Genomic DNA, 25,326 nt, shown 5'->3' with positions numbered 1-25,326 from the left:
TTTCGAGTCTAGGCCGCGCATCCGACACCGGAGTACGATCGGGAACGACGCACGGGAGGGCAGAGGATGATCGGCACCCTGGACGAGAAGCAGTGCTACGACCTGCTCGGGTCGACCACCGTGGGGCGCATCGGATTCGTCCGCGACGCGCGGGTGGAGATCATTCCGGTCAACTACGCCCTGTCGGGGCGGGACCTGATCCTCCACACCGCACCGGACGGCATCCTGCGCTCGCTGGCGGACGAGGGGGCCGCCGTGGCGTTCGAGGTCGACCATCACACGGACCTCGCCGGATCCGGCTGGAGCGTCCTGCTGCAGGCGACCCTCGCCCTCGCGACGCCCGCCGAGAAGAGCGCGGCCAGGGTCCAGGTGTCCCCGTGGGCGGGAGCGGACCGCGACGTCGCCCTGCGCCTGGCCGTGTCCGAGGTGAGCGGACGACGCGTTCGCCGTGATCCGCGCGACTGATCCGCGGCCGTCACGACGAGGGGCGCGGGAGACGGATTCCGTCTCCCGCGCCCCAGCCGTGTCAGACCGCCGCGGCCCGGCGCCGGATCGCGATCGCGCCCGCCGCCAGCAGCAGCACGGCCAGCACCAGGGCGGCGACGGGCAGCGTGGCACCGGTCGCCGCGAGGCCGCCCGCTGCGGTGATCGTGATGTCAGCCCAGCCGATGAGCTGTCCGTCGGCGTCGTACACGGCGATCCGGTGCGCGCCCGCGGCCGCATCGGCCGGGATGGTGACGGTGATCTCGCCCTCCGCATCGAGCGTGCCGGTCGCGAGGCGCACCGGGTCGGAGAACATCCAGACCGCGATCTCGGCGCCCGCTTGCTCCGCCCCTGCGGTCACGGTCACCTCATCGCCTGCGGCGGCCGTGGACGGATTCACGGTCACGCCGTTGCGGTTGCCCTCGACGAGGTCCGTGCCGGACGGCGGGGGCGTCGAACCGCCCGGGTTCTCGCCGCCCGGGTTCTCTCCGCCCTCGCCGGGCAGGGTGCCCACGCGCAGCGCCTCGGACGCGAAGCCGTCGGCGAACCACCACACCGGCCGCTGGCCGTCGACCGTCAGCGAGGCGGGTGCCGTCGCGAAGCCCTCGTTGTTGATGTCGGGCATCCCGGCCGGACGCGCGAAGTGCGCGATGCCGGGCTGTGCGGTGCCGTTCAGCGCGATCTGCGCCGAACGGCCCTGGCAGCCGTCGTCGCACACCGCCCACAGCACGCCCCGCACGCTGTCGTAGTCCAGCGCCATGACGCCGGCGAGTCCCGGAGCGATCTCCGACACGAGCGTCGCGGATCCGTCCGCGCCGAGCGCGAACGCGTACACGTGGCCGTTGTCCTCGACCGCGGTGAAGAACAGTCCGTCTCCGTGACCCGGATGCGCCGCGGGGTCGTAGGCGGCGCCGGTGGTGTCGTCGAAAAGAGTGCCCTCGAGCACCTCATCCGAGACCCATTCGACGGCCTCGATGCCCAGGTTCGCGCCGACCGCCGGGAGCAGGGCGGTGAGGTCCCACTCCTGTTCGGCCACCAGATCGGATGCCGAGGCATCCGGGTCCACCTTCAGCACGACGTTCTGATTGACGCCCTTGGCCGCGTTGTCGCGTTCGCTGGCGACATACACCGCTCCGTCACCGTCGACCGTGATGCCCTCGGTGTCCGGACCCGCGGCACCGGCATCGGCCGCGTCCTTCTGGAACCGGACGCGCTTGCCCTCGTCCCAGCCGTCGGCCTTCGCGACCGATCCGTCCGCCTTCGCCTCGAGCTTCCAGATGCGGCCCTCGCCGTTGTCGACCGCCCACAGGAATGCGCCGTCCTCGGTCTCCTGGATGTCGAGACCGGAACTGTCCTCGAGGAAGGCCGGAACCGCGTCGAGCACCCGGACCTCGGCCGAACCGGGCCACGGCGACACCGCGATCTCGCCCGCGCAGACGTTCGCCGCACCCTTGGTCGCCTCGGCCGTCGCGGCGAACGCGCCGGTGATGTCGGGGCAGCGTCCCCACGTCGTCGCGGCGTGCCCGTCGCCCCAACTCGTCTCGTCGACCAGGAGGTCGCCGTCGAACACCCGCACGACGTCGCCATCACCGAGGCCGAAGCCGAGCTCCTCCCGCTCGATGACGTGGTGGCCGGCGGCGGGGATGATCGTGCCGGCGGGGATCTCGTACGCGTGCGCGTCGTCGTCGTCCTTCACGACGACGCCCGAGACGTCCAGGTCGGATGCCGTGGGGTTGGCGAGCTCGATCCAGTCGTCCGGAGAGCCGCCGTCGGACTCGACCTCGTTGATCCGGACCGGGTTCCCGCAGGCGTTGCGCAAGCCCTTGGTCGAGGTCGCGAGGTCCGTGAACTCGCCGGTGCCGTCCGCGCAGCGCGCCCAGACGCCGTCGGCGTGATCCGCGTACACGTGCTCAGCCACGGTGCTGCCGGCGGCGTCCCGGATCGTCACCGTGTCGCCGCCCCCCAGACCGAACACGAAGTCCGCGGGCTGATCGAAGACGAAGTAGGCGCCGGGCTCGAGGACCGTGCCGGCCGGCAAGGGCGTGGTCTCTGCCGCGTGACCGACCGGGTCGGAGTCCATGACGCTCCAGCCCGAGATGTCGACGGCCGTGCTCTCGAGGTTCACGACCTCGACCCAGTCGGTGGTGTCGCCGTTCGACTCGATCTCGTTGATCGCGACATCCGGCGTCACGCACGAGTTGGCGGTCCCCGGCGTGGGGTGCGCGAGCACGAAGGCCCCGCGGCCATCGGGGCACCGCGCCAGCGTGGCCGCGGCGAAGTCGCCGTCGATCGCGGCGTGACCGTCCCACGGCTCGGTGTCGTCGACGAGCGCTCCACTCGTGTCGAACAGGCGGATGCGGTCGGCGCTGCCGATGCCGATCGGGTCACGGAACGCCGTCTCGACGCCGTCGACGATGCCCATCGTCCCCTCCTCGACGACGAGGAAGGCTCCAGCCTCGAGCTGCGTGCCGGCGGGGAACCTCCAGCGGTGATCGTCCGAGTTGTCGCGGATCTCGTATCCCGAGATGTCCAGCGCCTCGGTGCCCGGGTTGTGGAACTCGACCCAGTCGGCCGGCTGCGAGTCGACCTCGTTGATCAGGATCGCACCGGGCACCGGCGCGACCGTGCAGTCGTTCGCCGCTCCCGGCGTCGCCGCGGTGGCGTGCGCCCACTCCCCCGTGCCGTCGGGGCAGCGCGCCCAGACCGCGAGCGGAGCGGTGTTCTCGTACGCGTAGGCGTCGACCTCGGCATCCGTCGGGTCGAACAGCACGACCTCGTCGCCCTTGCCGAGCCCGAAGTCGAAGTCCACGTCCTTCTCGAGCACGAGGAACCCGCCGGGCTCCAGGACGGTGCCCGCCGGCGCCTGGCCGTACGAGTCGCGCTTGTCGTCGGCGATGCGCCAGCCGTCGAGCGAGACCGCTTCGGTGCCCGCGTTGTACAGCTCGACCTGGTCGGCGAGGCCGGTCGAGGCGTCGTCGTAGACGATCTCGTTGAGGACGATCGTCGGCGACGCGACGACCTCTGCAGGACGGATGCCGGAGGCGGCAGCAGGTGCGGCGAGCAGGGTGGCGGCGCTGAGCGCGCCGACCGCCGTGAGCGCCGCCCCGCGGAGCAGGCGGGACATGGGACTCCTGGGTCAGAGAGGAACGGGTGCCCCCTCAGATCAGCGATGCCGCATGGCCGCACGACGACGCACCGGTGTACCGCCGGTGAACAGCACGTGGCCGTTTCGGCGCGACGGCCTCAGGCGATGCGCGTTCCCGGGGGCAGCCGGCGCGCGGGAGTCCTCGTCCGCGCCCACGCGCCGGCGAACAGCCCGCCGGCGACGAGGATCTGGACGCCGAGACCGACGAACCAGCTCGGAACGGTGCCGTCCATCGATTCCTGCGGCGTCGGGTAGGCCTCGTAGCCGCGGTCGCACTCGTCCCAGCGCTGTTCGATCGGCGGCTGCTGCGCCATGCGGACGCCGTACTTGATCTGCCCGAAGAGGTCCACCGGGTAGCCGTCGTCGTCGAACTCGGTGGGCGTGGCGTCCGCGAGCACGACGAACGGGTTGGCCGACAGCACCCACCACACCCGGTCGAACCGCGGCACCTCATACGTGTAGGTGTCCCATTCGTCGCAGATGACCTCGCCCTGCGCGTCGTACGGACGGCTGTAGCTCGTGGCCTCGCTGCGCAGCGCCATGCCGCCGAGGCCGAACACGATGAGCGTCCCGATCGTGAGCGCCGCAACGACGAGGTAGGTCGCCGCGACGGAGAAGAGCGGACGCGCGATGAGGCCGCTGAGGCCGACCCCGATCGCCGCGACGATGACGATCTCGACGGCGAGCACGACCAAGGAGACGAGCAGCACGAGCGCGTTCGCGCCGCCGCCCACCAGGGAGATCACCAGGAAGGGCACGGCCACGAGCAGGAACGCCCCGCCGGTCGCGACGGCCGCGAGGAGCTTGCCGAGCATGATGTCGCCCGTCGAAGCGGCCGTCACCTGGATGGCGGCGAGGGTCGCCGCGTCGCGGTCGCCGTTGATGGCGTTGCCGCTCAACGTCGGCGACACGAGCACGACGAGCAGCAGCACGACGTTCACGACGATCGAGTAGACCCCGGCGCCGGTCGCATCGCCCCACGAGTAGACCAGGAAAGCCAGAGCGGTGATGCCGATGAGCAGCAGCGCGTACACGCCGAGCAGGATGTACCAGCCGACGCTGCGCAGCCGCTGCGTCAGTTCGAGTCGGGCGATGGTGCCGATGTGCGCGGCGTTCATGCCTCGGTCTCCGTCCCGGTCGAGGGCTGCGTCGCCGGCGATGAGGAGGCCGGAGGCGGCGCTGCGGATGCGGGCGGCGGCACCGGCGGGCGCGAGCCGTCCGTCGGCGGCACGGCTCGAGGCGCTGCGCTGCGGATGCTGAGGAAGGCGTGTTCGAGCTCGCTCTGCGCCGGCGCGAACTCCGAGACGGCCAGCTGCGCCTCGACCAGCCTCCGTAGCGCGTCCGCCGCGGTGTCCTCGCCGTGGAACGCGACCAGGATCGCCCCTCGGTCAGTTCCGAGCGACTCGACGGGCAGGCCGAGAGTCGATGCGACCTGCCAGGCGTCGGCGGCGAAGCGCTCCGGCGCGGCCCCTGCCAACCGGATCCGCCACGCGCGCGCGGTCGACGGGGCCGGTGCCGCCTCGACCACGGATCCGGCCACGAGGAACACGGCGTCGTCGACGACCTCTTCGAGCTCCGACAGGATGTGGCTCGAGATCAGGATCGTGCGCCCCTCGCCCGCCAGCCGTCGCAGAAGCAGGCGCAACTGCACGCGTGCCTCCGGATCCAGACCCGAGGCGGGCTCGTCGAGCAGCAGCACCTGGGGGTCGTGCACGAGGGCGCGTGCGAGCCCGAGCTTCTGCTTCTGCCCGCGCGAGAGCACCTTGGCCGGCGCGTCGGCGAGCTCCTGCAGCCCGACCAATGCGAGCAGCTCCGCCGCGCGTGCGGCGGCATCCGGCTTCGACAGGTCGTACAGCCGGGCGGTCGTGGCGACCGTCTCTCTCGCGGTCAGCGACGGCCACGCGCCGAGCGCGTCCGGCATCCAGCCCAGCATCCGCCGAGCCGCGAGGGGATCGACCAGCGGGTCGACATCGCCGATGCGGATGCTGCCGGCGTCGGGGGCGAGCAGGGAGGCGAGCATGAGCAGCAGAGTGGTCTTGCCGGCTCCGTTCGGTCCGACCAGTCCTGTCACGCGCCCCGCCTGAGCATGGAAGCTCGCGTGCTGGACGGCGTGGACCTCGCCGAACGATCTGCTGACGCCTTCGGCGATGATTCCGGTCATCCGGTCATCATGGCATCCGTTCGCTCCGCGGCCGGGGAACTCGCAGGCGACGCACAGCGCGCGGCGGATGCTCAGCACGCGCTGGCATGATCGGAGCATGCGCACGATCCTGAACATCATCTGGCTGATCCTCGCCGGCTGGGCCCTGTTCCTGGGCTACGTGCTGGCCGGCATCCTGCTGTGCATCCCGATCGTGACCATCCCGTGGGCCATCGCCTCCTTCCGCATCGCCGGTTACGCGATCTGGCCCTTCGGGCGCGAGGTCGTCAGCAAGCCCACCGCGGGCGTCGGCTCCTTCCTCGGCAACGTCATCTGGGTGATTCTCGCCGGCTGGTGGCTGGCCATCGGCCACATCGTGTCCGGGATCGCGCTGTGCATCACGATCATCGGCATCCCGATGGGGATCGCGGACTTCAAGCTCGTGCCGGTGTCGCTCATGCCGCTCGGCAAGGAGATCGTGAAGACCGGGTCGGGGGCGTTCGACCGCACCCTGTAGGTGCGGCGGTCAGTCGCGGAAGAACGCCACGCCGAGATCGGGGTGGTCGACGAAGACGCCGTCGACCCCGGTGTGCGCGATCGCATCCCATTCGGCCTCGTAGTCGCCATGGTCCGAGCGCCCGCCGACCCCGCGATACTCCGGCGCGAGGAACGCGTTCTCGGGGCGGCACGTCCACGTGAAGACGGTGAGCCCGCGGGCGTGCGCGTCCGCGACGATCGAGTTCCCTCGGGCCAGCAGCATCCGCTTGTTGACGCTGATGCCGTCGACGACCCCCGCGAGGGCGTCGAGCCCGGCGGGCAGGACCGTCGCCTTGTAGCTCAGCGCGGCGCGGCCCTGCGCCTGGACGAGGTCGAACGGACGCCCCTTCGCCTCGATGAGGTAGACGTAGGATGCTGCGATGCCGGCCGCCCGCAGGTGCGCGAGCACGGTGGACTCGAAGGACTCGATGATCAGCGGCAGCTCGCCGTCCGCCCAGCCGGCCGCGCGCAGGTCGCGCGCGATCAGGGGCGCCAGGTCGAGGCCGATGCCCTGGAAGTATGTCGCGTGCTTGATCTCGAGGACGACGCCGATCTCGCGGCCGTGCTCGACGGACCCCGCGCGGACGATGTCGAGCACGTCGAGGAGCCGCAGCATCGGCTGCGTGTCGTCGAAGGTCGCGCTCGAGGTGCGCAGCTCCGGCAGCCGCTCGCGGACGCGCAGCGTCGCCAGCTCGTCCCACGTGAAGTCCTCGGTGAACCAGCCGGTGAGCGCCTGCCCGTCCACGGTCTTCGTCGTGCGGCGGGAGGCGAACTCCGGACGGTCGGCGACGTCCGTGGTGCCGGAGATCTCGTTCTCGTGCCGGACCACGAGAACGCCGTCCCTGGTCGCGACGACATCGGGCTCGACGGCGTCCACCCCCATCGCCAGAGCGAGCTCGTACGCCGACCGGCTGTGCTCCGGGCGGTACCCCGGTGCGCCGCGATGGCCGATGACGAGGGGCGCTTTCCTGGGCATGCTCTCAGCGTAGAACAGCGCACGGATATCACCCGGGCGGGTAGTCTGGACGCAAGCGATATCAAGACCCCCTTGGAGTGAGGCCTTATGAGCAATTTCGCATTCAACAACCCGGCGTTCCAGCAGCAGGATCCGCGCAACGTCGCGACCTACCCGGGTGGACCGCAGGCTGCGCAGGCGGGCCAGGGTGCGCAGGCCGCCTCGTTCCAGCACGCGAGCATCGACGCCGCGACCAACGCGCAGCTCGAGGGCATGTACGCGGCTCCCGCCGCCGGTGCCGTCGAGACCGACCGGATGACGGTCGAGGACACGATCTGGAAGACGGTCGGCCTGTTCGCGATCCTCCTCGTCACGGCCGCGGTCGGCTGGATCTGGACCGCCACGAGCTTCTACAACACCGGCCAGGCCAACCTCCTGCCGTGGATGGTCGGCGCCCTGGGCGGCTTCGTGCTCGCCATGGTCGTCACGTTCACGTCGCGCAAGAAGGTCCGCCCGGCGCTGATCTTCGCGTACGCCGCGTTCGAGGGGCTCTTCGTCGGTGCGATCTCGGCGTTCTTCGAGATCATCTGGCCCGGCATCGTCATGCAGGCGACGCTCGCGACGCTCTCCGTCGTCGGCGTCACGCTGGCCCTCTTCGCCAGCGGCAAGATCCGCGCGTCGAAGAAGATGACCAAGATCGTGATGATCGCGATGGTCGGCTACCTGGTCTTCTCGGTGCTGAACCTCATCCTGATGTGGACCGGCGTCCTGCCGCAGGACCAGGCGTTCGGCCTGTACAGCCAGCCCATCATGGGCATCCCGCTCGGTCTCATCATCGGCGTCCTGGTCGTCTTCATGGCGGCGTACTCGCTGGTGCTGGACTTCGACCAGATCCAGCAGGGCGTGCGCAACGGCGCTCCCCGTCAGTACGGCTGGCTCGGCGGCTTCGGCATCATGGTCACGGTCGTCTGGCTGTACGTCGAGATCCTGCGCATCATCGCGATCGTGCGCGGCAGCGACTGACTCCGACCCTCATTCACGTGAACGACCCGTCTCCTCGGAGGCGGGTCGTTTCACGTTGTCAAGGCCTTGTCCTCCCGTCGACGGACCGCCAGTCTGGGACGACCGACTACAGAAAAGAGGCCCCTCATGAGCTTCCTCGGATTCCTTCTCCTCGGACTGATCGCCGGAGCGATCGCGAAGCTGATCCTGCCCGGACGCCAGGGCGGCGGTTGGTTCGTGACCCTTCTCCTCGGCGTCGTCGGCGCCATCCTGGGCGGTTGGCTCGGGAGCCTGCTGCTGAACCGTCCCCTGACGGAGTTCTGGGACCTCGGCACCTGGCTGCTCGCGATCGGCGGCGCGATCCTCGTCCTGCTGATCTACGGCCTGATCGTCGGGCGGGGTCAGAAGGTCGACGACTGACCGACCCCGAGAGGGCAGAAACGCACAGTCCGCAAGCCGGACACCGTGCGTTTCTGCCCTCTCGGCATGTCAGCGTTCAGCTACCGGCGGCCTTCGCCGCCAGGATCGCGCGTTCCCGCTCGTTGCCGGCGAGCCGGGCGGCGACGGCGAACTCGGACCGGGCCTCGTCGTCCCGGCCGAGTCGCAGCAGCAGTTCCCCGCGCGTCGCCGGCAGCAGGTGGTATCCCTTCAGAGCACCGGATGCCGCGAGCCGGTCGATCTCGCGCAGCGCCGACGCCGGCCCGGTCGCCATCGTGATCGCTGCGGCCCGGTTGAGCTCGACGACCGGCGACGGCGCGATGCGCCCGAGCGCCTCGTAGAGGACGACGATCCGGTCCCAGTCGGTGTCCTCGACGGAGGCCGCGGTCGCATGGCACTCCGCGATCGCGGCCTGCAGCCCGTACGCGGTACGCGCGCCGAGCGCGTCGGCCCGCGCGAGTGCCGCGCGCCCGGCCGCGATCCGGCCCCGATCCCAGCGACGCCGGTCCTGGTCGGCGAGGAGGATCGGATCGCCCTTCGCGTCCACGCGCGCCGGGAACCGGGCGGCGGTGAGTTCCATGAGGGCGAGGATGCTCAGCGCGTCGCGCTCCTTCGGCAGCAGCGCCACCAGGACGCGGGCCAGGCGGATGGCCTCCATGCTCAGCTCCGGACGCATCCAGTCGGTTCCGCTGGTGGCGGCGTGGCCCTCGTTGAAGATGAGGTACAGCACGCCGAGGACCGCCCCCAGGCGCGCGGCCTGCTCGTCGCGCGGCGGCACCTCGAACGGCACGTTCGCCGCCGACAGCGTCTTCTTCGCACGCACGATGCGCTGCTGCACGGTGGCGACCGGGATCATGAACGCGCGCGCGATCTCCTCGGTCGACAGGCCTCCGACGACCCGCAGGGTGAGCGCCACCCGCGCTTCGCGCGAGAGCACCGGGTGGCAGGAGATGAAGATGAGTCGGAGCACGTCGTCGTCGATCTCATCGGGATCCCAGGGATCGGCGGTCGCGGCATCCGCCTGCTCGCGCTCCAGATCGTGCGCGATCGCCGAGAGCCGATCGTCGTATCGCTCCTGCCGGCGCCAGGTGTCGATCGCCCGGCGCTTCGCGACGGCGGTGAGCCAGGCCGCCGGATTGCGGGGAACGCCCTCGGCGGGCCACTGCCTCAGCGCCTCGACGAGCGCCTCCTGCGCGAGGTCCTCGGCCAGGGCGAAGTCGCCGACCATGCGGGTCAGCGTCGCGGTGATCTTCGCCGACTCGATCCGCCACACGGCGGCGAGGGCGCGCTCCACGTCATCCGCGGAGCGCGTCCCCTGCGCGCGTTCGATCTCCGGCATGTCACTTCTGGGCGCGCTGCGCCTGCTCCTCGCGCCAGCCCTCTTCCTTCTGGATCCACTCGTTGTCGGCCGGGAAGTCCTCCATCTCCGTCACGCGGCGCACCTCGAGGAAGGCACCGGGACCGAGCGGGGCGCGCTTGGCCCATTCGACCGCCTCTTCCCGGGAGGACACCTCGATGATCCAGAAGCCGTTGAAGAGCTCCTTGGTCTCGCCGTAGGGACCGTCCGTGACCAGCGGGGCCTCGGCGGAGTAGTCGACGACGAATCCCTCAGCGGCATCCGTCAGACCTTCTCCGGCGAGCAGGACGCCCGCCTTCATCATGGACTCGTTGTACTTCCCCATCGCCTCGATGACCTGCTCGAAGGGGATCTCGTTGTACGCCTCGACGCCCGAGTCGTCCGCGCGCATGATGAGCATGTACTTCATTTCTCTTCTCCTCGTCCGGGTCGTGTCTCGACCCTCTCACTGAAGACGTCGAACCGGAAGACGCCGGATCGACACGGCATCCGGAATTTCTCCGAAATCCTTCTGCGCGTATGCCCCGGGTCTGGCGCGCCGGCGCGTGGGAAGCGCCCTGACGGCATGCCATGCTTACCCAGGACGATCTTCGAGGGCGGAGGAACGATGAGATCGAGACGACCCCTGGCCGCGGCGGGAACGATGGCGCTGCTCCTCGGCCTGATCCTCGGCCCCGGAGTCGCGGCGCGGGCCGCGACTCCGCTCGATCTCGACCCGGGGCACATCACCGACGTGTCCGATGTGCTCGCCGAGACGGAGGAGGCCCGGCTCGAGGAGCGTCTCGCGGAGCTCGCATCCGCGGACGGTCGGCCGGAGCTGTTCGTGGTGCTGGTGCCCGACTTCGAGGATCCGAGCAACGCGCTCGCCTGGGCGGATGCCACGGCGAGGCGGAACAACCTCGGCTCGGATCAGTACCTGCTGGCGATCGCCACGGAAGGACGCAGCCTCGCCATCTCAGCCGAATACGGAGGCGACGGCGTCGCCGCCGGACCGCTCTCCGAGTCGCGCGTGCTCGGCATCGAGGACGAGCTCGGGGCGGAGCACCTCGCCGACGACGATTGGGCGGGCGGGATCGCCTTCGTCGCCGACGAGTTCGACGAGGTCCCGTGGCCGTGGTGGGTCTGGCTGCTCGGCCTCGCCATCCTGGCGCTGATCATCTTCCTCGTCACGCGCCTCGTGCTGTTCCTGCGGCGCCGGGCCGCACTGGCCGCGGAGCTGCGGACGCTGGAAGGGCAGAAGAAGCGCGCCGCCCGGCAACTGGTCCGGACGGACGAGGCGGTGCGCACCAGCGAACAGGAGCTCGGCTTCGTCACGGCCGAGTTCGGAGAGGAGACCACGACCGAGTTCGCCACGGTGCTGTCCGCCTGCCGCTCGCGCCTGCAGGAGGCGTTCGAACTCCTCGAGAAGCTCCAGGACGCCGATGAGGACAGTCCCGCGGAGACCCGTTCCTGGACCGACACCATCATCCGGCTGTGCGGTGAGGTGGATGCGGACCTCGAGGGACGCAAGCGCGAACTGGCCTCCCTGCGCGCTCTGACCGATTCGGCGACGGAGACCCTGACACGGCTGCGATCCGAGCGCGCTGCGGCTGCGGCATTCCCCGGTGAGGCCGCAGATCGTCTCGCATCCCTCACCGAGGTCTTCTCCGCCGCGGAACTGGCGGGCGTGGCGGACAACCCCGCCGAGATCACGGACCGGCTGGAGGCCGCCGACGAGCAGCTCGCGGCGCTGCAGAAGGCCGTGGACGCGCGCAGGGCGAAGGCGATCACGCGTGCGGTGCACGAGATCGAGCGGCTGCTGGCCGAGGCGAAGGACCTGCGCGACGCCGTCGGCGCGGAGGCGGAAGCCCTCGCCGCGCGCGCCGGCGTGGCGGCCGCACGAGCAGCGGAGGCGGCCGAGGCCGCCGCACCGACGGCGTCGACCGCCTCGGTTCTCGCGCAGGCCGAGGCCGCCGTGCATGCCGCCGAACTGTCCGTGCGGGCCCGTGCGGGCGGGGTGAGCTCGTTCCCGCTGAGTCGTCTGTACTTCGCGCAACGTCAGCTGGCCGCGGCCACGGCGGCCGCCGAGACGGAGGAGGCCGAGAGACTGGCCGCTTCCGCTCTCGCCGCGGCCGAACAGGTGCAGAGTCTGATCAGTGCACCGGTCGCCTCGGAACGGCGCCGATACGCGCGCTCGTCTGCGTCCGCTGAGCGGGAAGCCGTGATGTTCGATCCGCCCTCCTCCGGCGTGAGCGGCGCCTCGGATCGGCGGCGCTCGTACGCCTCCGACGATGACGGGCGCGGCGGGAAGGCTGTGTGGGGAGGCGTCGTCGGCGGGGTCGCCGGATTCGTCAGCAGCATCGGGGTCGCCGGCGACGAGCCGGGCGTGATCGTGATGTTCGTGATCGGCGGGGTCGTCCTCGGCGCGCTCTCCGGCGCGTTCGGCCGGGACGGCGGCAGCTCCTCCGGGTGGGGCGGGTCATCGCGTTCCTCCTGGGGCGGTTCGTCCCGATCGTCCGGCAGCCGGTCGTTCGGATCCTTCGGCGGAAGCCGGTCCTCGGGCGGCAGCAGGTCGTCCGGACGCTCCGGCGGCCGCCGGTTCTAGGATCCGGCACCGCGAGCCGCGGAGACCCCAGGCGAAACGACGAAGGAGCGGATGCCGCAGCATCCGCTCCTTCAGCTCACTCCCACTCGATGGTCCCCGGGGGCTTCGAGGTGACATCGAGCACGACCCGGTTGACCTCGCGCACCTCGTTCGTGATGCGGTTCGAGATCTTGGAGAGCACGTCGTAGGGCAGCCGCGTCCAGTCGGCCGTCATGGCGTCCTCGCTCGAGACCGGCCGCAGCACGATCGGATGCCCGTAGGTGCGACCGTCGCCCTGCACGCCCACCGAGCGCACGTCCGCCAGCAGCACGACCGGGCACTGCCAGATCTCCCCGTCCAGGCCCGCCTTCGTCAGCTCCTCACGGGCGATGGCGTCGGCCTCGCGCAGAACCTCGAGACGGTCAGCGGTGACCTCGCCCACGATGCGGATGCCGAGGCCGGGGCCCGGAAACGGCTGACGCGCGACGATCGCCTCCGGAAGCCCCAGCTCGCGTCCGATCGCGCGCACCTCGTCCTTGAACAGCGTGCGCAGCGGCTCGATGAGCTCGAAGTCCAGGTCGTCGGGAAGTCCGCCGACGTTGTGGTGCGACTTGATGTTCGCCGTGCCCGTGCCTCCGCCGGATTCCACGACGTCCGGGTACAGCGTGCCCTGCACCAGGAAGCGCACCGGCTCACCGGACGCCTTCGCCTCGTCGACGAGCTCGCGCTGCACCTTCTCGAACGCGCGGATGAACTCGCGGCCGATGATCTTGCGCTTCTGCTCCGGATCCGTCACGCCCGCCAGGTGCCCGAGGAACGTCTCGGCGGCATCCACTGTGATCAGGCGCACGCCGGTCGAGGCGACGTAGTCCCGCTCGACCTGCTCGCGCTCCCCCTTGCGGAGCAGCCCGTGGTCGACGAACACCGCGGTCAGCTGATCGCCGATCGCCCGGTGCACCAGCGCGGTCGAGACAGCAGAGTCCACACCGCCGGAGAGCGCCGAGATGACCCGCGCCGAGCCGACCTGCTCGCGGATGCGCGCGACCTGCTCCTCGATGACGTTGCCGCTGTTCCAGTCCGCCGCGAGTCCGGCCGCCTTGTGCAGGAAGTTCTCGATGACCTCCTGGCCGTGGTCGGAGTGCTTCACCTCGGGGTGCCACTGCACGCCGTAGAAGCACTTCTCGTCGCTGCCGAAGGCGGCGACCGGCGTCGCGTCCGTCGACGCCAGCACCTCGAAGCCCTCCGGCGCGCGCGCGACCTGATCGCCGTGGCTCATCCACACGTTCTGAGCGGCGGGCTGCCCACCCAGCAGCACGCCGCCGTCTCCGGTGAGCGCGGCATCCGTGGCGCCGTACTCGCGCAGGCCCGTGTTGGCCACCTCGCCGCCGAGCGCGCGCGCCATGACCTGGAAGCCGTAGCAGATGCCGAGTGTGGGCACGCCGAGGTCGAAGATCCCGCCGTCCAGATCCGGCGCGCCCGCCTCGTACACCGACGACGGGCCGCCGGAGAGGATCAGCGCCACCGGGTTCTTCTCGGCGATCTCCGACGCGCTGACGGTGTGCGGGACGATCTCGCTGTACACGCCGGCCTCGCGGACGCGGCGGGCGATCAGCTGCGCGTACTGGGCGCCGAAGTCGACGACGAGCACGGGACGCTGGGCGGTGTCAGCGCTCATCGCGCGGCCTCCTGGGTGGTGGTGTCGGATGCGTCGGCCGCGATCGCGGCTTCGCGGGAAGCGAGATAGGTCTTCACCTCACGGGAGACCCTGGCCTCCATGAAGAAGGACAGCAGCGGGACGATGCCGCCGAGCGCGAGCATGATGAAGCGCGGGAACGGCCAGCGCATCAGGCTCCACACCCGGAAGCACGCGAAGAGGTAGACGACGTAGAACCAGCCGTGCGCGACGAGGACGAACAGCGAGAGGTTCAGCCCGCCGGCGGTCTGGCCGGTGGAGTCGAGCTCGCACCCCATCCCCCCGGGCACGAACAGCGAGTACCACTGGCAGCCCTCGCCCACGATGACGGGCGCGAACCAGAGGAACCCGCCTGAGCCGCCCGCGAAGAGCTCGACATGCGTGGGGCTGTACTTGAGGATCATCTCCGCCAGCAGCAGCAGGAGCATGACACCCGTGATGATCGAGGCGATCTGATAGAACCTCAGCGCCCCGCGGATCTTCGGGAACGAGGCGGCTTTCGGTTCGGGCATGGGGTCCAGTCTACCCGCGCCGGAACGCCGGCCCCGGCGCGCCGGTTCACGCTGAATCCGTCAGGAATCGAGAAGCGCGGGCGCGACCGCCCTCGTAACGTCGTCGGCATGAACACCATCGACAGCATCACCCTCGAAGTCTCGGATCCGGCAGCGGCCGAGACGTTCTACTCCCGGGCCTTCGGGATCGGCGACCGGCTGCGGCTGCACGCGACGGATGCCGAGACATCGGGGTTCCGCGGATACACCCTGTCACTCATCGTGGCCCAGCCCGCCGACGCCCGGCTGCTGCTGGACGATGCGATCGCAGCGGGCGCCACGGGCCTCAAGCCCGCGGCGAAATCGCTGTGGGGGTTCGGCGGCACCGTGCAGGCTCCGGACGGATCGGTGTGGAACATCGCGACCTCCGCCAAGAAGGACGCCGCGCCCCCGAGCCGCGCGTTCCAGGAGTTCGTGCTGCTCCTGGGCGTCGAGAAGGTCTCGATCAGCAAGCAGTTCTACGTCGACCGCGGCTTCGCCGTGAAGAAGAGCTTCGGCAGTTACGTGGACTTCGACACCCCCACGGGGTCGATCGGCCTCGGGCTGTACAAGCGAGCCGCCCTCGCGAAATCCGCCGGCGTCGACGCGGACGGCTCCGGATCGCATCGCCTCGTGATCGGCGGCTCGCTCGGCGACGTCACGGATCCGGACGGCTTCACCTGGTCCTCACCCGCCTGAGCGCGCGCACACGACGAAGGCCGTCGGGATCGCCCCGACGGCCTTCGTCGTTCGATGTCAGAACCAGCCGGTGATGAGGTCCCACAGCCAGTCGAGGATGTCCCCGATGGCTCCGCCGATGCCGCCGCCACGGTTGACGGTGACCGTGTCGGTCGCCGTGTCGCCGTCGGCCTGCGACACCTCGACGGTGTACTTCCCCGGCTGCGCGCTCCGAGGCACCGTGACGGAGGCCTCGAACGTGCCGTCCTGCGCCACGACGACCTCACCGAGCTCGATCGCCTCGCCCTTCTTGGGCTGCAGGCGGATGCTGACGGTCTCGCCCGGCTCGAAGTCGGCACCCGTGATGCCGAGCTTCTTGCCGGCGCTGACCTTCCGGTCCGCGTCGATCGTTCCGGCGAACTCCGCCGGCTCCTCACCCGCGATGGTGAACGGCACCTGCACGGTCGTGCCCGTCTCGGCCACGGAGACCGTCAGAGCCTGGTCGCCGGTCACACCATCGGGCACCGTGAACGACAGGCTCGCACGGCCGGCCTCGTCGGTCGTGTCGACGATCGCCGGATCGATCGGCCCGGAGGCGAGCACGGTGTCTCCGAGCGAGACGGCGACCTCGGTGCCGTTCGCCTCTCCGGCGCTGAACGCGAGCGAGGACAGGTCGATCGACACCTGGTCACCGGCGCTGTAGCCGTCGGCATCCGCGGGGCTGAGGGTCACGCCGACGGCGCGCTGCGCGAGGTCGGGAGTGGCCGTGCCGTTCGCGTCGAACCAGTCGACCATGGACGAGAGGTCGATCTTGCCCGTGTCGGCCTTGTTCGCGCCGTCGGCGAAGGTGGCGAAGTTGTCACCGCCCGCGGCGAGGAACGAGTTCGCCGCGACCACGTAGGTCGCCGCGGGATCGATCGCCGTCCCGTCGAGCGTGATCGACGTGATCCGCTCGCCCTGCGCCGCCGACGGGTCGTAGGTGTAGACCAGCCCCTCCGAGACGCCGAGCTTCAGGAACGGCCGGCTCGCGCCCTCCGGCTGCCACTGCTCCTCGAGCACGCTCTTCAGCTGCGCTCCCGTGAGCTCCAGCGTCACGAGCGTGTTGGCGAACGGCTGGACCGTCGCTGCTTCCCGGAAGGTGACGTTGCCGTCCGGATCCGTCACCCCGGTGCTCGCGTAGGACAGGTTCGCCCGGATGCCGCCGGGATTCATCAGCGCCAGGTCGGCACCGGTGGCCCACTTCTGCACGTCCGCGACGAAGTTGCCGATCGTGGACTCGCCACCGCGGTTCTCGGAGCCGTTCGACTGACGTGCCCGGTTGAAGTCCGCCGTGATCTCGCCCACCTTCTCGGCTCCGAGCACATCGGCCTCCGCCTTCGCGGCGTCGACGATGTCCTGGACCTCGGTGACGGCCGGGTAGAGCGGCTCGCCGTCCTGGGTGAGCGGCTTGATCTCGTTGGTGATGGAGAGCAGCTCCTTCGACTCGGGGTCGACCTGGAGGTTCATCAGCCCGAAGTTCTCGCCGTACTGACCCGCCGAGACGACCGGCCGGCCGTCGATGACGTGGTTGTAGGCGAGGTGAGTGTGCGCCGACACGATCGCGCTCACGCTGTCGTCCACGCCGGCGACGATCTCGCCGAGCGCCGACTCCGGCGTGATGCTCTCGACCTCGGTGCTCGTGGCGCCCTCGTGGACGAGGAGGATGAGCACGTCGGCCTCGCCGTTGCCGGCCTCGCCGTCGGTCAGGTCGGCTGCGACGTCGTTGACCGAGTCGACGACGCTGCGCACCTCCAGATCGGCGATGCCCTCGGGCGAGACGAGGGAGTCGAGCTCCTCCGTCACCGCTCCGATGAAGCCGACCTTCACCCCGTCGAGCTCGGTGACCCAGCTCGGAGCGAGCGCCGGCTCGCCGGTCTCGGTGACGAACACGTTCGCGCTGATGTACTCCCAGTCCGCCCGGTCCTGGACGCGACCCTCGAGGTCGTCCCAGCCCTGGTCGAACTCGTGGTTCCCCGCCGCGCTGACGTCGAGGCCGGCGGCGTTGAGCGCATCGATCGTGGGGTTGTCGTCCTGGATGAACGACGTGAACGTCGAGGCGCCGATGAGATCGCCCGCCGCCGCGAACACGGTGTTCGGGTTCGCCTCGCGCAACTGCTGCACGGCTCCGGCGAGCACCGCGGCCCCGGCGGCAGCGCCGTCCGCCTCGATCCGACCGTGGAAGTCGTTGATCGTGACGATGTCGATCGACACCGGCGGGATCTCGCTCGAGATGCCGACGATGACAGGATCGTGGTCGCTGGAGCGGTACGGCGTGCCCGATTCGGCAGCGCCGAACGCATACCCGCGGTCGCTCCACTCCGGGGAGTTGATCGACCACACGCCGGTGCCGGTCACGGATGCCGCCAGTGACGGCGATGCGATCGCGTGATCGAGCGAGCCGAGCTCGCCGTCGTAGGTGTACGTGTACTGCCCCTCCGCCTGCGCGGGGACCAGGTCGGTCCAGCCGGCCTGCGCGAACACGTCGATCGGGTCCTCCTGACCGTACGCGTTGAAGTCGCCGAGCAGCAGGATGTCGGAGCTGCCGCTCGTGTCGGCGATCGTCTCCGTGAAGGCGAGCAGCGACTGCGCCTGCGCGACGCGGTCGGCGTTGAAGAAGCCCTGACCGTCGGCCGGCTCGGTGCCGCCTCCGGACGGCGGCGACTTCGACTTGAAGTGGTTCGCGACCACCGAGACGAGCTTGCCGTCGACGTCGAACGTCTGCGCGATCGGCTCCCGGGCGTTGTCCCACACCGTCTCGTCGACGATCGTGGCGCTGTCGCCCACGGCGGTCACGGCATCCTTCCTGTAGATGATGGCGTTCGTGATCACGTCGGTGTCGGTCTCGAGAAGCGCATCCGGGGTCGGGACGTAGTCCCACACCTCGGAGCCCGCGTCGTCGTTGAGCCCGTCGACGAGATCGGCCAGCGCCGCGTCGGCCGGCTTGCCGAAGTGGATCGAGTTCTCGATCTCCATCAGCGACACGACCTCGGCGTCCAGGGCGTTGATCGCGGTGACGATCTTCGACTTCTGGATCGCGAACTCCTCGGCGGTCTCGGCGCCGCGGGCGTCCGGGTTCTCGCTGGAGAGCGTCGTGAAGTAGTTGTAGACGTTGAACGCCGCGACCTGCACGTCACCGCCCACCTCCGGCGCGGCCTCGGTGCGCGGGTTCTGCGCAGTGAAGGTCGCGGTGTACGACTCGTCGCTCGCGTCGTCGATGGGGATGACCGGCTGCAGCCTCCAGTCGTCGAAGCCGTACTGCAGGATGTACCCTGCGTCGGCGAAGTCCACGGCGTCGCCGTTGCGCACCACGGTGTCCGCGGTGAAGTACGGCTGCTCGCCCGGGTGGGCGTTGCTGGTGACCTGGGAGGACCAGCCGTCGTCGAGCAGGATGCGCTCGGCGCGGTTCTCGGCCGCGATCGCGTTCGCTGCGTCGCCGGGACGGGTCGTCTCGGTGCTCTTGACGTTGAGCTCTCCCGGGTTCAGCCAGAGCGTGCCGTAGTTGTACAGCTGGTGGCTCGAGGCGACGAGGTACGTGCCGGTCGGAGCGACGAGCATGCTCTCGTACGCTTCGCGCGCGTCGCCCGTCACCGTGTCCGGCAGCGGCGTCGTCGCCGGCACGCCCGCGTCCGGCGTGACGACTTCGACGTGGGATGCCGCGGCCGGCGAGATCTGCGTCTGGCCGTAGTACTCGCCGACGACGCCGGTGACCGAGACCAGGTCTCCGATCTCGGCATCCGCGGTCAGCGCGTCGAGGAAGACGAACACCCCGTCGGAGGCGTCGCCCGCGGCGTGGTCCTCCCCGCCGGAGCCCTCGGTCTGAATCGTGATGCCGCGGTAGCCGCCGGTGCGGTAGTCGCCGGTGACGACGCCGGTCACCTGGACGGTCTGCCCGTCCAGCGGAGAGGTGCCTCCGGTGCCCTGCACCTCGGCGATGGAGACCGCGGTGGGCTCCTCCGGCTCCTCGGGCTCCTCCGGCTCGGTGCCGCCGGAGTTCTGCGGCGTGATGGTCGCCGAGAGCGTGAAGTCGGCGCTGTTGTCGTCGGTGTCGGCGCCGTCGGTGCGGTTCAGCGACTTGACGTCGGTGTTGCCCGCCGGCGCAGTGGCCGCGGCCGTCTCGAAGGTGTTCGAGCTGCCGTAGCCGAGGAGGTCGATCACGCCCTGCGCGCCGACGGAGGATCCCGGAGTGAGCGTCACGGCCGCGGTGCCCTCCACGAGCGCGATGGTGCCGTTGGTGCCGCTCGGGTTGAGGGCGCCGACGACGTCGGCCGTCGGCAGCGCCTGACCGTTCGAGCCGTTGCTGCCGCCCTGCACGAGGAAGTACCCGCCCGCCGGGATGACCCCGGTCAGCGCGGCGACGCCGTGCGAGGGGCCCGTTCCGGTCGCCGACCGGTACTGCAGCGACAGACCGTCGAGGGTGACGGGCTCGCTGGTCGGGTTGTAGAGCTCCACGAACTTGTTCGTGAACGCCGCCCCCGCGCTGCCGCCGGAGAGGTAGGCCTCGTTGATGACGATGCCGGTGCCGGTCGTGTTCGCGAATGCGGGAGTGGTGACCAGAGCGCCGGCGCCGAGAGCGGCGACGCAGGTCACGGCGAGGACGCGCACGCGCCCCCTGCTGCGGAATGACGCCGGAACCGCGTGGTTCTCAGCGCCGGGGGCGGGCATCATCGTTGCTGTCTCCTCGGGTCGGGATGCGGCGGCGGCTCTTGTGAAGCGCCGCGGTGAGCGCTCACAGCGCGCACACATGTCTGGAGCATACGGAGAGGCAGGGACAGGATCAATGATGTTCGCCGATTGGTCACCGACTGCTCACCGGAGCTGCATCGATCGGCCGCGGACCCGCTCGGATGCGCGGCCTCCGGTGCTCGGATGCGCAGCCGGCTCGGCAGACCCGCTCAGGATGCCGCGGCGACCGTGTCCTCGAAGTCCTCGCTCTCGCGCTCCCAGGCGTCCTTCGCGAGCCGGTACCAGATGTAGAACGCGAAGCCGGCGAAGATCGCCCACTCGGCCGCGTAGAAGACGTTGAGCCAGTTCACCGGGGACAGTTCGTCCGGGGCCGGGGATGAGATGTCGACGAGCCCCTCCGGAGCCGACGCGCTGGCCAGGTAGGGACGGTACACCTCGAGGCGCTCGGTGTCGTGCCAGTGGCTCAGCAGCGCCGCCGGAGACATCCGGTCCATGCGCTGCGGGTCGCCGGGCGGGGGCACCTGCACGCCCTCGTCCGAGATGAGTCGTCCTGTGATCGACGCCTCGGCGCCCGCGGCCTGCTGCTCCAGCACGGCGGCCGCGGCATCCGCGTCCTCCCGATCCTGAGCCCACCCGAGGGCGACCGCGATCGAGACGCCGTCGGCGACGCGGAGCTGACCGGTGACCCAGTACCCCTCGACGTCGTCGTTGAACCGGGACGAGACGACGAGGAAGTCGCCGCCGACCCAGGTGCCGCTCGTCTCGACGCGCTGTCCGACGTACGGCTCGGGCAGGTACGCGCCGGGCTCCACGACGTCTGCGAGGGGCCGGAGCTCCTCGGTCACGCCGGCCGGTGGGGGGTCGGTCTCGATCGCACGACCGAGCTGCCACTGGCCGAGGAACGCGAACACGCCGGCGACCAGCAGGCACAGCCCGAGCACGCCGATCCAGCGCGGACGCAGCATGACCTCGCGCAGAGTCGGCGGGAAGACCTCGGGTGTCGTCACGGCGGAACGGACTCAGCCCTGCTCGTAGGGGGCGAGCACGACCTCGACGCGCTGGAACTCCTTCAGATCGGAGTACCCGGTCGTCGCCATGGACTTGCGCAGCGCCCCGATGAGGTTCGCCGTGCCGTCGGCGACCGGCGCCGGCCCGTAGAGGATCTCCTCCAGCGGAGCGATGCCGTCGACCGCCACGCGGCGACCGCGCGGGAGCTTGGGGTGGTGCGCCTCGGGGCCCCAGTGGAAGCCGCGCCCCGGCGCATCGGTCGCGCGTGCCAGCGCGACGCCGAGCATGACCGCGTCCGCGCCCATCGCGAGGGCCTTGACGATGTCGCCCGACGTGCCGACGCCGCCGTCCGCGATCACGTGCACGTAACGGCCGCCGGACTCGTCGAGATAGTCGCGGCGCGCAGCCGCGACGTCGGAGACGGCCGTGGCCATGGGTGCGTGGATGCCGAGGGTCGCCCGCGTCGTCGACGCGGCGCCCCCGCCGAAGCCCACGAGCACGCCGGCGGCACCCGTGCGCATCAGGTGCAGGGCAGCAGTGTAGGTGGCCGCGCCGCCCACGATCACGGGAACGTCGAGGTCGTAGATGAACTTCTTCAGGTTCAGCGGCTCGGCGGCGCTCGAGACGTGCTCGGCCGACACCGTCGTCCCGCGGATCACGAACAGGTCGACGCCCGCCGCGACGACGGTCTCGTACAGCTCCTGGGTGCGCTGGGGAGTCAGGGATCCCGCCACCGTGACACCGCCCGCGCGGATCTCGGCCAGACGCGCCTTGATGAGCTCGGGCTTGATCGGCTCGCTGTACAGCTGCTGCATGCGCTGCGTCGCCTTCTCGGGGGCCAGGCCCGCGATCTCTGCCAGCAGCGGCTCCGGGTCCTCGTACCGCGTCCACAGACCCTCGAGATCGAGCACGCCGAGGCCGCCGAGACGCCCGAGGGCGATGGCGGTCGCCGGGCTCACGACCGAGTCCATCGGTGCGCCCAGTACCGGGATGTCGAAGCCGTACGCGTCGATCGTCCAAGCCGTCGAGACGTCCTCGGGATTGCGCGTGCGTCGCGAGGGCACCACCGCGATGTCGTCGAACGTGTACGCGCGGCGCGCGCGCTTGCCTCGGCCGAGCTCGATGTCCATGGTCACCCGTCCAGCCTACCCGGACCCCGCGACCGCCTTCTCGCGGCTCGGCGCGCACCGCGGCTGGCAGACTGGCAGCGAGCTGGAGGTCGAGATGACGCAGGATGCCGTGGACGTCGCCGTCGTGGGCGGCGGCGTGATGGGACTCGCGACCGCGTGGGAGCTGGTGCGGCGCGGGCACCGTCCCGTCGTCCTGGAGCGATTCGCGCGCGGTCACACACATGGGGCATCGCACGGCGCGACCCGCAACTTCAACAACGCCTACGCCGAGGAGCACTACCTCGATCTGCTGACCCTGGCCCGCGCCGGGTGGGACGCCCTCGGGCCCGTGGACGGCGCGCCTCTGCTGCGGCTGCACGGCCTGGTGACGCACGGCGACGTCGACGTGGCATCCGTGCAGGCCGCGCTCGTCTCGCGCGGCATTCCCGCGGAGCTGCTGACGGCATCTGAGGCCGCGCTCCGGTGGCCGGGCATCCGCTTCGCCACGGACGTGCTCTGGTCGGCGGACGCGGGCGTCGTGCGCGCGGCGGACGCGTTGCGGGAGCTGGAGCGGCGGATCCTCGCCGGCGGCGGGGAGGTCCGCTGGGAGACGCCCGTGGAGCGCATCGGCCAGGATCCGGCGAGCGCGGTGCTCGCGCTGTCCGACGGGACGACGCTGCGCGCCGGCACGGTGGTCGTCACGGCCGGCGCCTGGAGCGCGAAGCTTCTGGGCGGCATCGGGCTCCCGCCTCTGCGGGTGACGGAGGAGACCCCGGCGCACTTCCGTCCCCGCGCGGATGTTCCCTGGCCGTCGTTCAACCACTACGTTTCCGCCGGGACGTATCCGGCCACGGTGTACGGAATGCCCACGCCCGGCGAGGGCGTGAAGGTCGGCTTCCACCAGGTCGGCGATGAGGTCGATCCGGATGCCCGACCGCACCGCACGACCCACGCCGAGTCCCTCCGCGAGTACGTGCGGGAATGGATGCCGGGACTCGACCCGGACTCGGCCGTGCACCTCAGCTGCACCTACACCTCGACCGACGACGGCGACTTCGTCCTGGATCGCCGCGGGCGCGTCGTCGTCGGCGCCGGCTTCTCCGGGCACGGGTTCAAGTTCGCCACCGGGGTCGGCGCGGTGCTGGCCGACCTCGCTCTCGATCCGTCCGCGCGGGCGGCGGACCCGTTCCGGCTTCCCTGATCAGCGGGCGCGGGCCACCCGGCGCTCGTTCCAGACCGGTTCGTCGGTGGCGTACACCTCGCCGTCCGACCCGAACACGAGGAACCGGTCGAAGGAGCGCGCGAACCAGCGATCGTGCGTCACGGCGAGCACGGTCCCGTCGAACCGCGCGAGCGCCTCCTCCAGCGCTTCGGCCGATTCCAGGTCGAGGTTGTCGGTGGGCTCGTCGAGCAGCAGCAGCGTCGCCCCGGACAGCTCGAGCAGCAGCACCTGGAACCGGGCCTGCTGTCCTCCGGAGAGCGAGTCGAAGCTCTGCTGCGCCTGCCGGACGAGGCCGTACCGGTCCAGGGCGCTGCTCGCGGCATCCCTCGGAAGGCCGGCACGCCGGTCATCGCCGCGATGCAGGATCTCCAGCAGCGTGCGTCCGGCGAACTCGGGATGCGCGTGGGTCTGGGCGAAGAGCCCGGGGACGACACGGGCGCCGAGGGTGGCACGGCCGGCGTGCGCGACCTCGGCCAGCTGCTCCCCCGTCGAGGTCGCGTGCCCGAGCGTCGGGTCCGGATCGGTCCCGCCGCGCGCGAGCAGCCTCAGGAAGTGCGACTTGCCCGAGCCGTTCGATCCCAGCACGCCGACGCGGTCGCCGAACCAGATCTCGGCATCGAACGGCCGCATGAGCCCGGTGAGCTCGAGTCGCTCGGCGACGACCGCGCGCTTGCCGGTGCGGGCTCCGCGCAACCGCATGTCGAAGTCCTGCGACGGCGGTCGCTCCTGCGGCGGCCCCGCCTCCTCGAAGCGGCGCAGCCGGGTCTGCGCCGCACGATAGCGGGACGCGAATCCGTCGTTCGCCTCGGCCTTCACCTTGAGCGTCGCGACGAGGGTGCGCAGCTTCTCGTGCTGCTCGTCCCAGCGCCGACGGAGCTCGTCCAGCCGGTCCATCCGGTCCTCGCGCGCCTGGGCGTATGTCGCGAAGCCGCCGCCGTGCACCCAGGCCGTCGCACCGGCTCCGCCGGGTTCGAGCGTGACGATCCTGTCCGCGGCGCGTGCCAGGAGCTCGCGGTCGTGGGACACGAGCAGGACCGTCTTGGGCGTGAGGCGCAACTGCTCCTCGAGCCAGCGCTTGGCGGGGACGTCCAGGTAGTTGTCCGGCTCGTCGAGCAGCAGCACGTCGTCGGGTCCGCGCAGCAGCGCCTCGAGTGCGAGCCGCTTCTGCTCGCCTCCCGACAGCGTGACGAGCTCGCGATAACGTGCGCGCTCAAACGGCGCCCCGAGCGCCGCGATGGTGCACTGGTCCCACACCGTCTCATGCTCGTAGCCGCCGGCGTCCGCATACTCGGCGATGGCGGCGGCGTACGCCATCTGCGTGTCGTTCTCGTCCCGTTCGATGAGCGCGTTCTCGGCGGCCTCCAGTCCCTCCGCGGCCGCGCGGATGCGTCGCGGGGCGACGCGCACGAGCAGGTCCTGCACGGTCTGCCCCGGCTCGCCGTGCCCGATGAACTGGTCCATGACGCCGAGCCCGCCGTCGATCGTGACCACGCCGGAGTCGGTGGGGGTGTCCTGGCGGATGATGCGCAGCAGTGTCGTCTTGCCGGCGCCGTTCGGCCCGATGAGGGCACTGGTGGATCCCGCGCCGACGCGGAACGTCACCTCGTCGAGAAGCGGCCTGCCGTCCGGCAGGGTCAGCGAGATCGCCGAGACATCGATGTAGCCCACGGTGGGTCGTCCTTCCGCCCGCCGCATGGCAAGCCAGCCAGCTTATCAGCGTCGCCGGGCGCGGGCGGACTCGGCA

General features: G+C 70.7%; 19 protein-coding genes. 7 read left to right on the top strand and 12 right to left on the bottom strand.

What is annotated here, in order from left to right:
• Nucleotides 1-66 precede the first annotated feature (66 nt).
• The gene (locus KYX17_RS24425; protein WP_243230607.1) at nucleotides 67-465 is read left to right on the top strand and encodes a pyridoxamine 5'-phosphate oxidase family protein; all 399 of its coding nucleotides are present in this window, start codon (nucleotides 67-69) and stop codon (nucleotides 463-465) included.
• Between the two features lie 61 nt (nucleotides 466-526).
• Here KYX17_RS24425 and KYX17_RS24420 read toward each other — a convergent pair whose 3' ends face one another.
• From KYX17_RS24420 to KYX17_RS24410, 3 genes are all read right to left on the bottom strand, one after another.
• On the bottom strand, nucleotides 527-3,607 hold the full coding sequence (locus KYX17_RS24420; protein ID WP_243230606.1) for a lamin tail domain-containing protein: 3,081 nt from the start codon (nucleotides 3,605-3,607) through the stop codon (nucleotides 527-529).
• A gap of 119 nt (nucleotides 3,608-3,726) precedes the next feature.
• Nucleotides 3,727-4,746, bottom strand: coding sequence for an ABC transporter permease (locus tag KYX17_RS24415; protein ID WP_243230604.1), 1,020 nt, complete (start codon nucleotides 4,744-4,746; stop codon nucleotides 3,727-3,729).
• Nucleotides 4,743-5,789 (bottom strand): ABC transporter ATP-binding protein, encoded by a 1,047-nt coding sequence (locus KYX17_RS24410; protein WP_243230602.1) that lies wholly within the window; start codon nucleotides 5,787-5,789, stop codon nucleotides 4,743-4,745. The genes KYX17_RS24415 and KYX17_RS24410 overlap by 4 nt, the downstream gene beginning before the upstream one ends.
• Nucleotides 5,790-5,886: 97 nt before the next feature.
• Between KYX17_RS24410 and KYX17_RS24405 the strand changes: the two genes are divergently transcribed.
• Nucleotides 5,887-6,285 carry a YccF domain-containing protein gene (locus tag KYX17_RS24405; RefSeq protein ID WP_243230600.1) on the top strand — a complete coding sequence of 133 codons (399 nt, stop codon included), beginning with the start codon at nucleotides 5,887-5,889 and terminating at the stop codon, nucleotides 6,283-6,285.
• 9 nt (nucleotides 6,286-6,294) lie between these two features.
• On the opposite strand, the gene KYX17_RS24400 is transcribed toward KYX17_RS24405, so the two are convergent.
• On the bottom strand, nucleotides 6,295-7,281 hold the full coding sequence (locus KYX17_RS24400; protein WP_243230598.1) for a glycerophosphodiester phosphodiesterase family protein: 987 nt from the start codon (nucleotides 7,279-7,281) through the stop codon (nucleotides 6,295-6,297).
• 87 nt (nucleotides 7,282-7,368) lie between these two features.
• On the opposite strand from KYX17_RS24400, the gene KYX17_RS24395 reads away from it, so the two are divergent.
• Together KYX17_RS24395 and KYX17_RS24390 are read left to right on the top strand one after the other, a co-directional pair.
• Nucleotides 7,369-8,283, top strand: coding sequence for a Bax inhibitor-1/YccA family protein (locus KYX17_RS24395; protein ID WP_243230596.1), 915 nt, complete (start codon nucleotides 7,369-7,371; stop codon nucleotides 8,281-8,283).
• A 126-nt stretch (nucleotides 8,284-8,409) separates the two neighbouring features.
• Nucleotides 8,410-8,682 carry a GlsB/YeaQ/YmgE family stress response membrane protein gene (locus KYX17_RS24390; RefSeq protein ID WP_243230594.1) on the top strand — a complete coding sequence of 91 codons (273 nt, stop codon included), beginning with the start codon at nucleotides 8,410-8,412 and terminating at the stop codon, nucleotides 8,680-8,682.
• A 76-nt stretch (nucleotides 8,683-8,758) separates the two neighbouring features.
• On the opposite strand, the gene KYX17_RS24385 is transcribed toward KYX17_RS24390, so the two are convergent.
• Complete coding sequence (locus KYX17_RS24385) at nucleotides 8,759-10,039, bottom strand: RNA polymerase sigma factor (protein WP_243230593.1); 1,281 nt, start codon at nucleotides 10,037-10,039, stop codon at nucleotides 8,759-8,761.
• A gap of 1 nt (nucleotide 10,040) precedes the next feature.
• On the bottom strand, nucleotides 10,041-10,466 hold the full coding sequence (locus tag KYX17_RS24380; RefSeq protein WP_243230591.1) for a YciI family protein: 426 nt from the start codon (nucleotides 10,464-10,466) through the stop codon (nucleotides 10,041-10,043).
• Nucleotides 10,467-10,664: 198 nt separating this feature from the next.
• Between KYX17_RS24380 and KYX17_RS24375 the strand changes: the two genes are divergently transcribed.
• Complete coding sequence (locus KYX17_RS24375; RefSeq protein ID WP_243230590.1) at nucleotides 10,665-12,641, top strand: TPM domain-containing protein; 1,977 nt, start codon at nucleotides 10,665-10,667, stop codon at nucleotides 12,639-12,641.
• Between the two features lie 76 nt (nucleotides 12,642-12,717).
• Here the strand turns inward: KYX17_RS24375 and guaA are convergent, their stop codons facing one another.
• Both guaA and KYX17_RS24365 read right to left on the bottom strand, forming a co-directional pair.
• Nucleotides 12,718-14,295 (bottom strand): glutamine-hydrolyzing GMP synthase, encoded by a 1,578-nt coding sequence (gene guaA / locus KYX17_RS24370; protein ID WP_243230588.1) that lies wholly within the window; start codon nucleotides 14,293-14,295, stop codon nucleotides 12,718-12,720.
• On the bottom strand, nucleotides 14,292-14,825 hold the full coding sequence (locus KYX17_RS24365; RefSeq protein WP_243230586.1) for a DUF3817 domain-containing protein: 534 nt from the start codon (nucleotides 14,823-14,825) through the stop codon (nucleotides 14,292-14,294). The genes guaA and KYX17_RS24365 overlap by 4 nt, the downstream gene beginning before the upstream one ends.
• 108 nt (nucleotides 14,826-14,933) lie before the next feature.
• On the opposite strand from KYX17_RS24365, the gene KYX17_RS24360 reads away from it, so the two are divergent.
• Nucleotides 14,934-15,542 carry a glyoxalase gene (locus KYX17_RS24360; RefSeq protein WP_243230584.1) on the top strand — a complete coding sequence of 203 codons (609 nt, stop codon included), beginning with the start codon at nucleotides 14,934-14,936 and terminating at the stop codon, nucleotides 15,540-15,542.
• A 57-nt stretch (nucleotides 15,543-15,599) separates the two neighbouring features.
• Here the strand turns inward: KYX17_RS24360 and KYX17_RS24355 are convergent, their stop codons facing one another.
• The 3 genes from KYX17_RS24355 to KYX17_RS24345 all read right to left on the bottom strand — a co-directional run bounded on the left by KYX17_RS24355 (nucleotide 15,600) and on the right by KYX17_RS24345 (nucleotide 22,381).
• Entirely contained in the window at nucleotides 15,600-20,225 is a 4,626-nt protein-coding gene (locus tag KYX17_RS24355; RefSeq protein ID WP_243230583.1) for an ExeM/NucH family extracellular endonuclease, read from the bottom strand.
• A 227-nt stretch (nucleotides 20,226-20,452) separates the two neighbouring features.
• Entirely contained in the window at nucleotides 20,453-21,208 is a 756-nt protein-coding gene (locus tag KYX17_RS24350; RefSeq protein WP_243230899.1) for an SURF1 family protein, read from the bottom strand.
• A gap of 54 nt (nucleotides 21,209-21,262) precedes the next feature.
• Nucleotides 21,263-22,381: a GuaB3 family IMP dehydrogenase-related protein gene (locus KYX17_RS24345; RefSeq protein ID WP_243230898.1), complete on the bottom strand. Its 1,119-nt coding sequence runs from the start codon at nucleotides 22,379-22,381 to the stop codon at nucleotides 21,263-21,265.
• Nucleotides 22,382-22,475: 94 nt separating this feature from the next.
• Here KYX17_RS24345 and KYX17_RS24340 point away from each other — a divergent pair, with 94 nt between their 5' ends.
• Nucleotides 22,476-23,561, top strand: coding sequence for an FAD-dependent oxidoreductase (locus tag KYX17_RS24340; RefSeq protein WP_243230896.1), 1,086 nt, complete (start codon nucleotides 22,476-22,478; stop codon nucleotides 23,559-23,561).
• Here KYX17_RS24340 and KYX17_RS24335 read toward each other — a convergent pair whose 3' ends face one another.
• Nucleotides 23,562-25,250 (bottom strand): ABC-F family ATP-binding cassette domain-containing protein, encoded by a 1,689-nt coding sequence (locus tag KYX17_RS24335; protein WP_243230578.1) that lies wholly within the window; start codon nucleotides 25,248-25,250, stop codon nucleotides 23,562-23,564.
• Nucleotides 25,251-25,326: the final 76 nt, after the last annotated feature.

The sequence above is a fragment of the Microbacterium sp. CIAB417 genome, from assembly GCF_022788845.1.
The sequence above is the reverse complement of the archived record's forward strand: the minus strand, read 5'-3'. Positions and strand labels throughout refer to the sequence as shown.